Source organism: Diaphorobacter sp. HDW4A (assembly GCF_011305995.1).
GTDB lineage: Bacteria > Pseudomonadota > Gammaproteobacteria > Burkholderiales > Burkholderiaceae_C > Diaphorobacter_A.
This window is the reverse complement of the sequence record NZ_CP049910.1, coordinates 1,779,039-1,791,694: the sequence shown is the minus strand read 5'-3', so window position 1 is coordinate 1,791,694 and position 12,656 is coordinate 1,779,039. Positions and strand designations below refer to the sequence as shown.

13 protein-coding genes and 1 pseudogene are annotated in these 12,656 nt (G+C 60.1%); 6 read left to right on the top strand and 8 right to left on the bottom strand.

Translation table 11 applies throughout. From position 1 onward, the window contains the following. Complete coding sequence (locus G7047_RS08050) at window positions 1-702, top strand: ABC transporter ATP-binding protein (RefSeq protein ID WP_166311948.1); 702 nt, start codon at window positions 1-3, stop codon at window positions 700-702. Between the two features lie 482 nt (window positions 703-1,184). On the opposite strand, the pseudogene G7047_RS31080 reads toward G7047_RS08050, so the two are convergent. Continuing rightward, window positions 1,185-1,460 (bottom strand): annotated as a pseudogene (locus G7047_RS31080) (hypothetical protein); the annotation flags it as partial. Window positions 1,461-1,553: 93 nt separating this feature from the next. Continuing rightward, on the bottom strand, window positions 1,554-2,177 hold the full coding sequence (locus G7047_RS08040) for a helix-turn-helix transcriptional regulator (protein WP_166303273.1): 624 nt from the start codon (window positions 2,175-2,177) through the stop codon (window positions 1,554-1,556). Between the two features lie 402 nt (window positions 2,178-2,579). On the opposite strand from G7047_RS08040, the gene G7047_RS08035 reads away from it, so the two are divergent. The 4 genes from G7047_RS08035 to G7047_RS08020 all read left to right on the top strand — a co-directional run bounded on the left by G7047_RS08035 (window position 2,580) and on the right by G7047_RS08020 (window position 6,454). Then, window positions 2,580-3,341 carry an SDR family NAD(P)-dependent oxidoreductase gene (locus G7047_RS08035; protein WP_166303270.1) on the top strand — a complete coding sequence of 254 codons (762 nt, stop codon included), beginning with the start codon at window positions 2,580-2,582 and terminating at the stop codon, window positions 3,339-3,341. Between the two features lie 105 nt (window positions 3,342-3,446). Continuing rightward, window positions 3,447-4,631 (top strand): beta-ketothiolase BktB, encoded by a 1,185-nt coding sequence (bktB, locus tag G7047_RS08030; protein ID WP_166303267.1) that lies wholly within the window; start codon window positions 3,447-3,449, stop codon window positions 4,629-4,631. A 127-nt stretch (window positions 4,632-4,758) separates the two neighbouring features. Next, on the top strand, window positions 4,759-5,757 hold the full coding sequence (locus G7047_RS08025) for a tripartite tricarboxylate transporter substrate binding protein (RefSeq protein ID WP_240939409.1): 999 nt from the start codon (window positions 4,759-4,761) through the stop codon (window positions 5,755-5,757). Window positions 5,758-5,941: 184 nt separating this feature from the next. Continuing rightward, window positions 5,942-6,454 carry a bacteriohemerythrin gene (locus G7047_RS08020; protein ID WP_166303262.1) on the top strand — a complete coding sequence of 171 codons (513 nt, stop codon included), beginning with the start codon at window positions 5,942-5,944 and terminating at the stop codon, window positions 6,452-6,454. A gap of 90 nt (window positions 6,455-6,544) precedes the next feature. Here G7047_RS08020 and G7047_RS08015 read toward each other — a convergent pair whose 3' ends face one another. The 3 genes from G7047_RS08015 to G7047_RS08005 form a co-directional block, all read right to left on the bottom strand. Next, window positions 6,545-6,985 (bottom strand): universal stress protein, encoded by a 441-nt coding sequence (locus tag G7047_RS08015; protein ID WP_166303259.1) that lies wholly within the window; start codon window positions 6,983-6,985, stop codon window positions 6,545-6,547. A gap of 137 nt (window positions 6,986-7,122) precedes the next feature. After that, the gene (locus G7047_RS08010; RefSeq protein ID WP_166303256.1) at window positions 7,123-7,890 is read right to left on the bottom strand and encodes a 2OG-Fe dioxygenase family protein; all 768 of its coding nucleotides are present in this window, start codon (window positions 7,888-7,890) and stop codon (window positions 7,123-7,125) included. Window positions 7,891-7,984: 94 nt separating this feature from the next. After that, complete coding sequence (locus G7047_RS08005; RefSeq protein WP_166311946.1) at window positions 7,985-8,443, bottom strand: hypothetical protein; 459 nt, start codon at window positions 8,441-8,443, stop codon at window positions 7,985-7,987. Between the two features lie 514 nt (window positions 8,444-8,957). Here G7047_RS08005 and G7047_RS08000 point away from each other — a divergent pair. Continuing rightward, window positions 8,958-9,965: a D-2-hydroxyacid dehydrogenase family protein gene (locus G7047_RS08000; RefSeq protein WP_166303253.1), complete on the top strand. Its 1,008-nt coding sequence runs from the start codon at window positions 8,958-8,960 to the stop codon at window positions 9,963-9,965. A gap of 100 nt (window positions 9,966-10,065) precedes the next feature. On the opposite strand, the gene G7047_RS07995 is transcribed toward G7047_RS08000, so the two are convergent. The 3 genes from G7047_RS07995 to G7047_RS07985 all read right to left on the bottom strand — a co-directional run bounded on the left by G7047_RS07995 (window position 10,066) and on the right by G7047_RS07985 (window position 12,644). After that, window positions 10,066-11,193: a branched-chain amino acid ABC transporter substrate-binding protein gene (locus G7047_RS07995; RefSeq protein WP_166303250.1), complete on the bottom strand. Its 1,128-nt coding sequence runs from the start codon at window positions 11,191-11,193 to the stop codon at window positions 10,066-10,068. A gap of 351 nt (window positions 11,194-11,544) precedes the next feature. Beyond that, window positions 11,545-12,204, bottom strand: coding sequence for a hypothetical protein (locus G7047_RS07990; protein ID WP_166299487.1), 660 nt, complete (start codon window positions 12,202-12,204; stop codon window positions 11,545-11,547). A 2-nt stretch (window positions 12,205-12,206) separates the two neighbouring features. Continuing rightward, window positions 12,207-12,644 (bottom strand): DNA polymerase III subunit chi, encoded by a 438-nt coding sequence (locus tag G7047_RS07985; RefSeq protein ID WP_166303247.1) that lies wholly within the window; start codon window positions 12,642-12,644, stop codon window positions 12,207-12,209. Window positions 12,645-12,656 lie beyond the last annotated feature (12 nt).

The window sequence follows — 12,656 nt, the reverse complement described above, 5'->3', positions numbered from 1 at the left end:
ATGTTGCAACTGGAGCAGGTCTCCACGCACTACGGCGCGATCTGCGCCGTCAACAAGGTGAGCCTGCACGTCAATCAGGGCGAGATCGTCACGCTGATCGGCAGCAACGGCGCAGGCAAGACCTCGCTGTTGATGACCGTGTGCGGCAACCCGCGCGCGAGCGGCGGCAAGATCCTGTTCGAGGGCGAGGACATCACCCAGATGTCCACCCACCACATCATGCGCAGGGGCATCGCCATCTCGCCGGAAGGCCGCCGAGTGTTCAAGGATCTGACCGTCGAGGAAAACCTCAAGATGGGCGGCTTCTTTCTGAACAAGTCGGAAATCGCCGATGGCATCGAGCATGTCTTCAAACTGTTCCCACGCCTGCGTGAACGTTCGGGCCAGCGCTCGGGCACGATGTCCGGCGGTGAGCAACAGATGCTCGCCATCGGCCGCGCGCTCATGAGCAAGCCGCGCCTGCTGCTGCTTGATGAGCCGACGCTGGGCCTTGCCCCGCTGATCATCGCGCAGATCTTCGAGATCATCCAGACCATCCGCGCCAACGGCGTGACCGTGTTCCTCGTCGAGCAGAACGCCAACCGCGCCCTGCAGATCGCGGATCGTGGTTACGTGCTGGAAACCGGCAAGGTCGTGCTGGAAGACTCGGGTCAGGCGCTGTTGACCAATGCGGATGTGCGAAAGGCGTATTTGGGGGCTTGATTCGCTCAACACACCTCCGCTCTCAAGCAGGCGCAAGCATGTATATGTATGACCCGGGCAAGTCACAAGTCCGGTCATACCGACCCGGCTTGCCTCCCAGCCGACCAGCAAGGCGATTGGGCGTCTCACGCAACGCCATCAGACCGCAGGCGGCCGTGTCATCCACGACACATGGCCGACCTACGACGTCGAGTACGCATACAGGCGTGATCGGAACGTAGCGATTGTGTTTCTCCGCGAATTGGCAGTGCAGTTAGCGGTCGATGAATTCCACGGCCCGATTCGAAGAATCAATCGCCGCCGAAGACCGTTCAGACCCTACACCTGCCTCGCTCCTGCGATGTGCAAGCGATGTGATGGTCACGATGAACTCACCCCTATCGCTGAATCAAGGCCAGCTTGACCCCAAGCCCGACGAAAGCCGCTGCGAAGCCCCGTCGCATCCATTTGAGAACAGCGGGACGCGAAAGAACGCAGGCAAGCAAGGCGCCTTCCTTGCGAAGCCGGCGAAGAAGCGCTTCGGCGGCGCAGCGGTACTGGGTCGGTTTCAGTCCCATCTTCCCGAAAGCGCGCCGCCAAGCCTGGATCTCCGGCAGGTCGCTCTCGGTTGAGTGTGCGATGCGTTGCTGGGCCATGGCGATGAAGCGGGCGACAGGGTCTGCGACTGGCGCATTGGGAGTCAAGCCCTCCACGCTAAGAACGCGTGTGGCGAGTTCCGGGAAGTCGCGGTGAATGCTGGGTGCGTAGGTGAACCGCAAGATCGGGCCTTAGACAAAAAGGGGAATGAATTCAGCCCCGATCCTCGCCTGCGGCCGCCTGGCCGTCTTGAATGAAATTGCAGGCAGTTGGACTCAGCCAACGGCCTTGGCGTAAATGCCCGGTGCCATGCCGAAGCTGCGCACGAACAGCCGCGTCATGTGGCTCTGATCGGAGAAGCCGCTGTCGGCAGCCGCCTCGACGAGCGGCACACCGCGATCAATCAGTTGGCGCGCCCGATGAATGCGCCGCTGCATGAGGTAGGCATGGGGCGTCAAGCCGGTCACTCGGTGGAATGCACGCAAGAACTGGTAGCGGCTGAGCCTGGCTTCTCGGGCCAAGGCGGTGAGGGTCAGTGCTGCGGCGGGGTCGTCGTCGATCAGCGTGCGCGCCGAAGCGATTCCGGCCGGCACCGACCTCAGCGCTCCATTCCTCGCCTGCAACAAGCCACTCAGCAAGAGCAGCAGCGTCTCGTCTGCCTCCAGTGCATCGGGGTCTGTACCGCCCGCAGTCATCGCCTGGAAAAGTTTCCGGAAACGGCCTGCCATGAACCTGTTGCTGACCGTGGGCTGGGTGAACTCGACGGCAGACGCCGTCCATCCTTCGGCGATGTCGGCGGTCAGTTCGGCCACAAGGGGCGGCTGCAGGTAGAGCATGCGCCATGACCGTCCGCCGTCGTCGATCGGCGCACCATCGAGCACAGCGCCGGTAGATCCCACCGGCGTGTCGACCACTTAGCGCAGCCTCGACCAAGGCCCTTGTGCCGAATTCGCCGGGTCCACTTGGGCCTTGCCGTTGTGCTGGCGATCTTTGCCACCTGTCAACGCACATCCGCCTTGGGATGACGAAGTCGGGATGACGAAGCAGCCTGGCCGTGCCCATCTGCTCGCTCCGAGCACGCCGAGACTTCTGTTCGCGGCGCTCCTATGCGGATCTCTCAGCCTAAATTCTGCTCAGGCCCAAAAGCCGAATGCAAGCCTGAACCGTTGTCCTGCTTGGACTTCAGTGTCCGTGAACAGTTCAGAAGCGCTTGAAAGCGGACATTTTTCGTTGACGGAATGCTGTTGCTGTTGCGGACCCCGTGGCGCGGCGAACGTCCGTATTCCTCTTAAGATCAGCGCATGAACTCTCCCAGACATCTCACCATCCTCACTGGTGGCTCGCGCGGCATGGGCCTTGCCATCGGCCAGCAACTGCTCGGCGAAGGCCATATGCTCATCAGCATTGCGCGCAAGACCAGCGACGCGCTCGCGGAAGCCGCCACCAACGAAGACCAGTTGCAACAATGGGAGCAGGATCTCGCCAACCCCGAAGAAGCGGCTAAACGCCTGACCACCCTGCTCTCCTCGCTGAATGGCGATGACTGGGCCAGTGTCACGCTGATCAACAACGCGGGCGTGATTCCGCGCATCGCACCGCTCGGCCACATTGCCGTAGCCGATCTGCAGAACGCCATGCGCGTGGGGCTTGAGGCTCCGATGGCGCTGGCCGGCGCATTTCTTGTCGCCACCGACAGCTGGAACAGCCCGCGCAAGGTGCTCAACATCTCGTCCGGCCTCGGTCGCAAGCCTATGGCATCACAGGCGGCGTATTGCACGGCAAAGGCCGGCATGGACATGTTCACCCGCTGCGCCGCACTCGAAGAAGCGCTCAAGCCGAACGGTGCCAAGCTCTGCTCGCTCGCCCCGGGCGTGATTGACACCGACATGCAAGTTCAGCTGCGCGGTGCGAATCCCGCAGACTTCCCTGACATCGGCAATTTCGAGGCGCTCAAAACGGGCAGCAAGCTCACTTCGCCAGCCGATGCGGCAGCGCGTGTGCTGGCGTACTTGAATCGCGCAGACTATGGGGAAAACCCTGTCGCGGATGTGCGCGACATTTGAATTGGTGCGCTGCACAATACGTAGCTGAATACGTAGTTGCCGGTTACATGCGATCGGCGCGTTTTTTCACCGCCTCTTTTCGATCAAACCAACAGGAGACCCATCATGTCCCGTGAAGTAGTTGTTGTCAGCGCCGTCCGTACTGCCATTGGCACCTTCGGCGGAAGCCTCAAGGACGTTCCACCCACCGAACTCGGCGCCACCGTCGTGCGCGAATCGCTGGCTCGCGCCAACGTGGACGGCAAGGATGTCGGTCACGTCGTGTTCGGCCATGTGGTGAACACGGAACCCAAGGACATGTACCTCTCGCGCGTGGCGGCCATCAATGGCGGCTGCGGCGAAGGCACGCCCGCCTACAACGTGAACCGTCTGTGCGGCTCGGGCCTGCAGGCCATCGTGAACGCCAGCCAGTCCATTCTGCTGGGCGACACCGACATCGCCATCGGTGCTGGTGCCGAGAACATGAGCCGCGCTCCCTACGCATCGCTCACCAGCCGCTGGGGCGCACGCATGGGCGACTTCAAGATGATCGACATGATGATCGGCGCCCTGCACGACCCGTTCCACAACATCCACATGGGCGTGACGGCCGAGAACATCGCCGCCAAGTGGGGAATCACCCGCGAGGACCAGGACAACCTGGCCGTCGAAAGCCACAACCGCGCCGAGCGCGCCACTGCCGCAGGTTACTTCAAGGACCAGATCGTGCCCGTCACGCTCAAGTCCAAGAAGGGTGACGTGCAGTACGTGACCGACGAGCACTTTCGCGCTGGCGCCACCGCTGCCGACTTTGCCAAGCTCAAGCCCGTGTTCGCCAAAGAAAACGGCACCGTCACCGCAGGCAACGCCTCGGGCATCAACGACGCGGCCGCAGCCTTGGTGCTGATGGAAGCCAAGACGGCAGCGGCCCGTGGCCTCAAGCCTATGGCGCGCCTGGTGGCCTATGCGCACGCCGGTGTCGATCCCAAGTTCATGGGCATCGGCCCCGTGCCCGCGACCAAGCTGGCGCTCGAGAAGGCCGGCCTCACCATCAACGATCTGGACGTGATCGAAGCCAACGAAGCCTTTGCAGCCCAAGCCTGCGCCGTCACCCGCGATCTGGGCCTCGACCCCGCCAAGGTGAACCCGAACGGTTCCGGCATTTCGCTGGGCCACCCCATCGGGGCGACCGGAGCAGTGATCACGGTAAAGGCGCTGCACGAACTCGAACGCATCCAAGGCAAGTACGCGCTGGTGACAATGTGCATCGGCGGCGGCCAAGGCATCGCTGCCATCTTCGAACGCGTGTGAAACTCGTGAAACCACGAGTACTATTGCGTCTGGGCAGGCGCTAAGATTCGCGCTGGTGTCCGACAACAAGGCCCCGCTGGCTTGCCAGAAGGGGCCTTTTTCCATCTGCAGGAGAGACTTTCACATCATGATGATGCGCCGCACTTTCACAACCGCAATTGCAGCGACGACCGCCTTGGCCGCTCTGGCCGCTGGCGGCTTTGCCCACGCACAGACAGCTCCCGCTGCGTATCCGACCAAGCCCGTACGTCTGGTCATTCCCTTCCCACCGGGCGGCGGCACGGACATTCTGGCGCGCCTCGTCGCCAACGAACTGAGCAAGACCAACAAGTGGACCGTCGTGGCCGACAACAAGCCCGGCGCGGGCGGCACTATCGGCATCGGCGAAGTGGCCAAGGCCCAGCCCACCGGCTATGACATCGTCATGGGTCAGAAGGACAACCTCGTCATCGGCCCATGGCTCTACAAGAGCCTGCCCTGGAATCCCACCAAGGATCTGACCGCCGTCGCGCACGTGGCCTACACGCCCGTGATCATTGCCACCTCCGCGAACTCCAAGTACAAGACGCTGGCCGACGTGATCGCCGCCGCCAAGGCCCATCCCGGCACAGTGACCTATGGTTCGCCCGGCAACGGCACCTCGATCCACCTCGCTGGCGACCTGTTCGAGAAAGCCGCAGGCATCAAGCTGAGCCACGTGCCCTACAAGGGTTCCAACCCCGCGATGATGGACGCGCTGGCCGGCAACGTCGACCTGCTCGTGTCTTCCGTGCCATCGGCCATGGGCCAGATCCAGTCCGGCAAGCTGCGCCCACTCGCGGTCACCTCTGCCAAACGCAGTTCGTCGCTGCCCGATGTGCCGACGATTGCCGAGTCCGGCTACAAGGGCTTCGACGTGAGTACCTGGTACGGCGTGATGGCTCCCGCAGGCACGCCCGCCAGCGTCGTGACCACGCTCAATACCGAGATCAACAAGCTGCTCGCCACGCCCGAAATGAAGGCCGCAATCCACGCCCAAGGCGCGGAGCCGCTCGCGATGTCGCCCGCCGATTTCAGCAAGCTGCTGAACACGGAATACACACAATGGAAGGGCATCGTGGAAGCCTCCGGCGTGAAGATCGAGTGATCCTTCACGGACAGTCACCTGCACTCATGGCTGAGTGCAGGTGCAATAAATCAATCGGCAATCAACTTGAAATAGGTATGCAATCCCAATACTGAAGCCCATCTTCGACAGCGCATGACCTAAATCATGATGCGAACACCCATAGTCAGAAATACTTCTCCATACACAGATATTGGAGAACCCAATGGCTTTGCTGGTTTGGTTGCCCGAGCTCGATACGGGTATTGATGAGATCGACAAGCAACATCGTCGCATCGTCGAATACATCAACAAGCTTCACGAACTGAGAACGACCCACGACCGGGAAGAGCTCGGTGAAGTGATCGGAGAGATGGTGGACTACACCCTCTCCCACTTCGTGTTCGAGGAAGCGCTGATGGAAAACGCAGGCTATCTTTTTTCGGGGCCGCACAAGAAGGTCCACGAGTTGTTTGCCAAGCGTGTCGCGCTGTTTCAGGCGCGATTCGATGCCGGAGAAGATGTCACAGCCGAACTGCACGGCATGCTGTCGCGCTGGCTGTTTAACCATATCCGCAACGAAGACCACGGCTATGTGGACGCCGCTCGGACTTATCTGCGGATGGCGCAACAAGGTGGCCCATCCGCCGAAGCTCAGCGCATCAAGGCCGAAGTCCTGCAAGAACTGGAACAGCGCAACAAGAAAAAAGGCTGGCTGTCCCGCCTGTTTGGCACTTGAACCTCCTCGTTCAGCCTGCATTGCTCAGCCCTCAAACAAAACGGCCCTCGAAGGGCCGTTTTGTTTGAATGAAGGTCAGGACGCTGTGAATTATTCGCGCACCACGAGCACAGGAATGTCGGAGACGCCCAACACGCGCTGCGTCACGCTACCCAGCACCAGCTTTTCCAGCCCCTTGCGCCCGTGCGAGCCCATGACGATCAGATCGGCGCCCACTTCCTTGGCGGCGCGAATGATGCCTTCGTGAATGGCATGCCCTTCACCCACCTTGGTGATCACCTTGTCGATACCGGCCTCATTCAGTGCCACCTTGGCCGCATCCAGCGCGGAATTGGCCTCGGCGCTGGCTGCGCTGAGGTATTGCGATTGGCCATAGGCGAAGTCTGCGCCGACGCCGGTGAATGGATACGGATCAACAACATAGAGTACGGTCACGCTGCTGCCAAAGGTCTTGGCCAGACCAGCCGCTTTGGAAACCGCGCTGAGCGCTGTCGTGGAGCCGTCGACGGGAATCAGAATATTGGTAAACATGAATTTCTCCTAGGCTAAAAAGGCTTTCGACTCCTCCGCACGAGCAAATTCGTACAGAGAGTCCTTGAGTGCCCAATCAATGTATCGAAGCTGTTAGTGAGTTTGCTCCGATTCTCCACATAGAGAATTGACTCACATCAACCGCGATCCGTTCCCTTGGCCGCTTGAAAATCCCCCGCGCGGCAAGTGACGACCAGCGTATCACGCCAGCCACCGGCCGCTTCCGGCTGAATGGGAGTGGTCTCATGGATCATGCGGGCATCGTCGAGAAGCATCAGAGACCAAGACTCGGTCAAGGTGAAGCGCTGACCATTGGGGCCCGTAGCCTCGAAGATCCGGGTTTCGCCGCCCTTCACATCCTGTCGACCGACGAGGAACACCGCCACCAGATCCACGCCGTCCCGGTGCGCGCCTTCGGGCGTCGGGCGACCAATGCCGTCCGATGTGTCGATCCGGAATTGATGCGCCTCGATGAACCAAGGCTGCGGCGTGGTATCGCGGGCAATGGCATTCTGGGTTAACTGGGCGAGCGCGCACATCATCTTCGGCCAGACCGTATGCGCTATGGTCGCGTCCTGGATGGGCGCAAACCAGCGCTGCATGCCGCCATGCAGTGCGTTGTATTCCACAGGCTGCCAGTGTGCGCGATGAGGCACCCGCTCATAGTTGCCACCCTCCACGACAAAGCAGGAATGACGACGCCGGCGGTAGCGTCCGCCGTCCTTCAAAAACTCATCCGGAGGCAGATCCGCCCAATCGCCAGACAGAGCCAGCAGCTCTTCCAGGGTGCAGCCGATCCAGTTGGCAACATCGCTGGGCTGCAAAACAGCAAACCCGCGGTCACGCAGCTGATTGGCTACTTGATCCGCAGGCGAATAAGGAGGGGAGAAAGTGACGTTGGCCATGGAAGCCAAGCTTAAACCCTGTAGCCACAACCAACGGGGAAAGTGGAATCAATTCCATGTTCAGATCATTGCTCTGAACCGAGAAAATGTTGATTCAGTCGCGGTCGTGACCACGACCATGGCCGTGCCCATTGCCGTGACCATTTCCACGGCCCGGACGATCATCGCGGTAGTGGTCGCGATCATGACGGTCGTGGCGATCCCAGCGATCATCACGATCACGCCCATGGCGTGGAGGGGGCGGCGCGTGATGGAACTGTGGTGGCGGATTCCTCAGAAAATACACATTCTGGCCGCAGGCACCGTACCTCGCGCAATGCTTTCCCCAGTGCTTGGCATGGCCTGGCGGCACGTACATGTAAACAGGAGGTCCTGGAACAACCACGCGCGGCGGTGCAATGATCACAGGTTGCTGATAGATCACCGGTGGCGGTGGTGCGCCGCCAATGTCGACCCGTCCGTAGACGCCGGGCGCAATCTGGCCGCTCACCGAGCCGCCGACATAGACCTGAGCCGAGGCTGCAGCTCCCAGCGTCATCAGCATCAGCCCCATGAGGCCCGCACGCACCTTGTTGCCGAGGCCGGCGCGCGACTCCGAGCGAAGCGAAGCAATTTGTTCAGTCATGGGTCTCTTCTAGTCCTTCTTGATAAATCATCACGCCATTCGAATCGAGCAGCGGGAACACAACCATTCTGCGCGCACTCCGCCCCTCGGCTACCCTGATTCGTGAAAGCGCCGCTATGGTACGCACTTGAAGCGGTCTTGACCTGCATCACTCCACAACAGCTGTAAGCGCCGGTATTGACTGACGTCAGGCTATCTACCCTTGATCAACGTCCGTACATTGGGTAGCGTTGACGGCGCAAGCCCCTGAAACCGCGTTCATCGCTGTAAGCTTGTGTTTGAATTTGCCCCAATTCAGGCGATTCACTGGTGTTCGTACGGCTTCATCAACGACAATGACCACTATGCGCACGATATAAGTCGTGTAGCCTCGAACAGTTTGAATTTTCAGTGCGCCGCCCGCGCGCCAGTCCGGGTCCGCCCTGCAGTTGCAGTAAACAACATGAACATAGTAATTTTGGACGACTATCAAGACGCCGTACGCAAGCTCCACTGCGCCGAACGTCTCGAACGATATTCCGCCAAGGTTTACACGAACACGGTCAAGGGCCTCGGCCAATTGTCGGTCCGGCTGAAGGATGCTGATGTCATCGTGCTGATCCGCGAACGCACCCAGATCACCAGACAACTGGTGGAAAAACTGCCGCGCCTCAAACTCATCGCACAGACCGGAAAGGTTGGCTCGCACGTTGACGTGGCGGCCTGCACCGAAAAGGGCATTGCCATTGCAGAAGGTGTGGGCTCGCCGGTGGCACCAGCCGAACTGACCTGGGCGCTCATTATGGCGGCCATGCGACGCCTACCCCAGTACATCGCCAATCTCAAGCACGGAGCGTGGCAGCAGTCCGGCATGCGCTCCGCGTCGATGCCGCCAAATTTCGGCCTCGGGATGGTGCTGCGCGGCAAAACGCTCGGCATATGGGGTTACGGCAAAATCGGCCGCATCGTCGCCAGCTACGCCAAGGCCTTCGGCATGAATGTGCGTGTCTGGGGCCGCGAGGCGTCGCGCGCACAGGCATTGAGCGATGGTTTTCAGGTCGCCTCCACGCGCGCCGAGTTCTTTTCGCAGTGCGATGTGATTTCCCTGCACCTGCGCCTGAACGAAGAAACCCGCAACATCGTCACGCTGGAAGACCTCAGCCAGATGAAGCCCACTGCGCTGATCGTCAACACGTCGCGCGCAGAACTGATCGAGCCTGACGCATTGATTGCCGCCCTGAATCGTGGCCGTCCCGGCATGGCGGCGGTGGATGTGTTCGAAAGCGAACCCATTCTGCAGGGGCACGCCCTGCTCCGGCTAGAGAACTGCATTTGCACTCCGCACATCGGCTATGTGGAACAAGACAGCTACGAGCTGTATTTTGGCGCCGCGTTCGACAACGTGATCAACTACATCAAGGGTACACCGACCAATATTGTGAACCCGGGCGCACTGCAGGTGCGCCGCTGACGAGTCGCACGGCACTTGTCCCTCTCCATTCCATCGGAGACCCTGCTCACAAGAAGCAAAAAGGACCTCAAGGGTCCTTTTTGCATTGCTGATCCGATGATCAGTTCAGTGGCACCTTCTCGCCGTTCTTGTAAGCGAACAGAGTCACAGCAGGGTTCTTCATTTCGCCATTGGTTTCGAAGGCAATCTTTGCAGTGACACCCTGGTAGTTGGACTTCTTCAGCTCGGGGATATACTTCTTGGGATCCGAAGAGCCCGCGCGTACCATCGCATCGGCCAACAGCATCGTCGCATCGTATGTATACGGGCTGTAGACTTGGAACTGGCCTGGGAACTTGGCGTCGTAGCGAGCCTTCCAGTCCTTGCCACCAGGCATCTTCTCGAGCGAAGCACCACCCACTGCACAGACCACATTACCCAGCGTCGGGGCACCAGCCGACAACTTGGCCAACTCGGACGTACAGAAGCCGTCGCCGCCGAAATACTTCTGATTGGTCATACCCAGTTGCGCCATCTGACGCAGCATGGGACCTGCCTGTGCATCCATGCCGCCATAGAACACCGCATCGGGATTCTTGGCCTTGATGGCCGTCAGAATCGCCATGAAATCGGTGGACTTGTCGGTGGTGAACTGCTCTTCGACGATCTTGATGCCCTTTTCGGCAGCAACCTTCTTGAAAACGCTGGCCAAGCCCTGTCCATAGGCGGTGCGGTCGTCGATCACTGCAACGGTCTTGAGCTTCAGCGTGTCCGCGGTGTACGCGGCCAACGCAGCGCCCAGAGCATTGTCGTTGGCGATGATACGGTAGGTCGTGTCGTAGCCCGGCTTGGTCAGGTTCGGGTTGGTGGCCGCGCCCGTGACCATGGGAGTGCCGCAGTCGTTGTAGATCTTGGAAGCTGGAATCGTCACACCCGAGTTCAGGTGACCAACGACGCCAGCAACCTTGGCGTCGCACAGTTTTTGCGCCGCAGCCGTGCCTTGCTTGGGATCAGCAGCATCGTCTTCAGCCATCAACTCGAATTTGACCTTCTTGCCACCGATCGTCACACCCTTGGCGTTCAGATCATCAATGGCCATGCGCGAGCCATTTTCGTTGTCCTTGCCATAGTGTCCTTGCGGCCCAGATACTGGCGCCACATGACCGATCTTCACCACCTCTTGAGCGGCTGCCATGCCGGCCACTGCTGCAATTGCAGCAGCTACAGTCAACTTCAACTTCAATTGCATACGAATCTCCAATTTAAAGAACGCTGAGATATTTGGTTTTTGTCCCAACGCGGTGAAACATAGCGCAATTCATAATCTGAAACACTAGGGAATCTCAGAATGACGGAACGCGTCGGGACACGTTGACTATGCAATTTGCGGGCCAGTTAATGCATACACCATGTACGGGCCTTGTTGGGCGCGGATGGCGCTCAGATTGGGTGTGTTTTCTGAAGCCTTGTGTGCGCTAGGCATGTCTTCAAAAAAGCGTGCTGACATCGCTTGGAGCGTACGTGCCGCACCACACTCGGGAAATCCCTGCTGGTACGACCCGGTCGATGGGGACAGTACGGCCCTCGACCGCTCAAGACATCACTTCTGCGTTGAGGCGAGCTCGTCGGCGACGGCCTCGTAAACCGACTGCCGGACCACCGATTCCACCTCTTCACGCAGGCGCGGAACGATGGAACGGGTCTGCTCCTGGATCACCAGCGCGATGGCTTCGCGCAAGCGCTGCTCGAGCAGCACGTCCACGCGCTGCATCACGCGATGAACCACATACTCTTCGTAACCATCAGGCAGCGTAGCGGGTTGGGCCTGCGCCACGGGTTGTGGTTCGAGCCCAGCCTCAGGATCGGCGGCAATAAACTCGGCAACCGCCGTGCTGGCCATCGCTGCATCTTCAACAACCGCCAGCGATTCTTCCTTAGAGTCCACAGCAATCGTTGATTCGAGCTCCGCTTCGTCCACCACATCAGAGACTTCCGGGATCTCGGCAAACTCGTGATGGATTTCTTCCACATCCACCACGGAAACCAACTCGGGAACAGCATCCGGATCCAGCGGCCGCGTCGAAACGGATGTCTCGTCTTCGTCCGAGACGCCCCCGGGCAGTTCGTAGCCACCGGGGATTTCCACCGGAGCCGACGACGCGTCCTGAGCGTACAAATCACGTGATTCGGCGGGCAGCTCCACCTCTTCGGTCAGCGTGGGAACGAACTTCGGCGGGGAGGAGGAAGGAGCGGATGCCATGGTCAGGCATTTTCTTTCAAAACCAGATCATGGCGAACGATCTCGTAACCGTCTGCAGCGTACTGACGCCAGCGCGTGCGCGCGAGCTGGCGATCTTGTTCATCGCTCGAACTCACGACCTCGATCACTTTCTCGAACTGATCAAACCCGGGCGGAATCTGACCACCCAGATTGAGCAGCATGTCACGCGGCGCAACCGACTGCGGATCCACAGCAAGCAGCACGGGCGACACCGCGACCACCTCTGGATCGCCGTCGGCAAGCGCATGCGCCACAAAATCCGTGGGGCCCAACGCCCACATCATGCGATCAAGCGCCTGCAAATCCGCGGCACTTCCAGTTACCACTACGCGCAGGCCGCGCTTGAACGCCTTGCGCGCAAAGCGGCAGGCGTAGGCCAGCTTGTCCGGCGCGTTGAAATGAAAAGCTACTTCCGTCATGTGACCTCGGGG

Bases quoted from the DNA above. Each gene is read 5' to 3' on its own strand.
- G7047_RS08015 (WP_166303259.1), bottom strand. From the start codon at position 6,985: ATGTTTACCAATATTCTGATTCCCGTCGACGGCTCCACGACAGCGCTC.
- G7047_RS08035 (WP_166303270.1), top strand. From the start codon at position 2,580: ATGAACTCTCCCAGACATCTCACCATCCTCACTGGTGGCTCGCGCGGC.
- G7047_RS08050 (WP_166311948.1), top strand. From the start codon at position 1: ATGTTGCAACTGGAGCAGGTCTCCACGCACTACGGCGCGATCTGCGCC.
- G7047_RS07995 (WP_166303250.1), bottom strand. From the start codon at position 11,193: ATGCAATTGAAGTTGAAGTTGACTGTAGCTGCTGCAATTGCAGCAGTG.
- G7047_RS08005 (WP_166311946.1), bottom strand. From the start codon at position 8,443: ATGGGGCTGATGCTGATGACGCTGGGAGCTGCAGCCTCGGCTCAGGTC.
- G7047_RS07985 (WP_166303247.1), bottom strand. From the start codon at position 12,644: ATGACGGAAGTAGCTTTTCATTTCAACGCGCCGGACAAGCTGGCCTAC.
- G7047_RS08025 (WP_240939409.1), top strand. From the start codon at position 4,759: ATGATGATGCGCCGCACTTTCACAACCGCAATTGCAGCGACGACCGCC.
- G7047_RS08020 (WP_166303262.1), top strand. From the start codon at position 5,942: ATGGCTTTGCTGGTTTGGTTGCCCGAGCTCGATACGGGTATTGATGAG.
- G7047_RS08010 (WP_166303256.1), bottom strand. From the start codon at position 7,890: ATGGCCAACGTCACTTTCTCCCCTCCTTATTCGCCTGCGGATCAAGTA.
- G7047_RS08000 (WP_166303253.1), top strand. From the start codon at position 8,958: ATGAACATAGTAATTTTGGACGACTATCAAGACGCCGTACGCAAGCTC.
- G7047_RS07990 (WP_166299487.1), bottom strand. From the start codon at position 12,204: ATGGCATCCGCTCCTTCCTCCTCCCCGCCGAAGTTCGTTCCCACGCTG.
- bktB (WP_166303267.1), top strand. From the start codon at position 3,447: ATGTCCCGTGAAGTAGTTGTTGTCAGCGCCGTCCGTACTGCCATTGGC.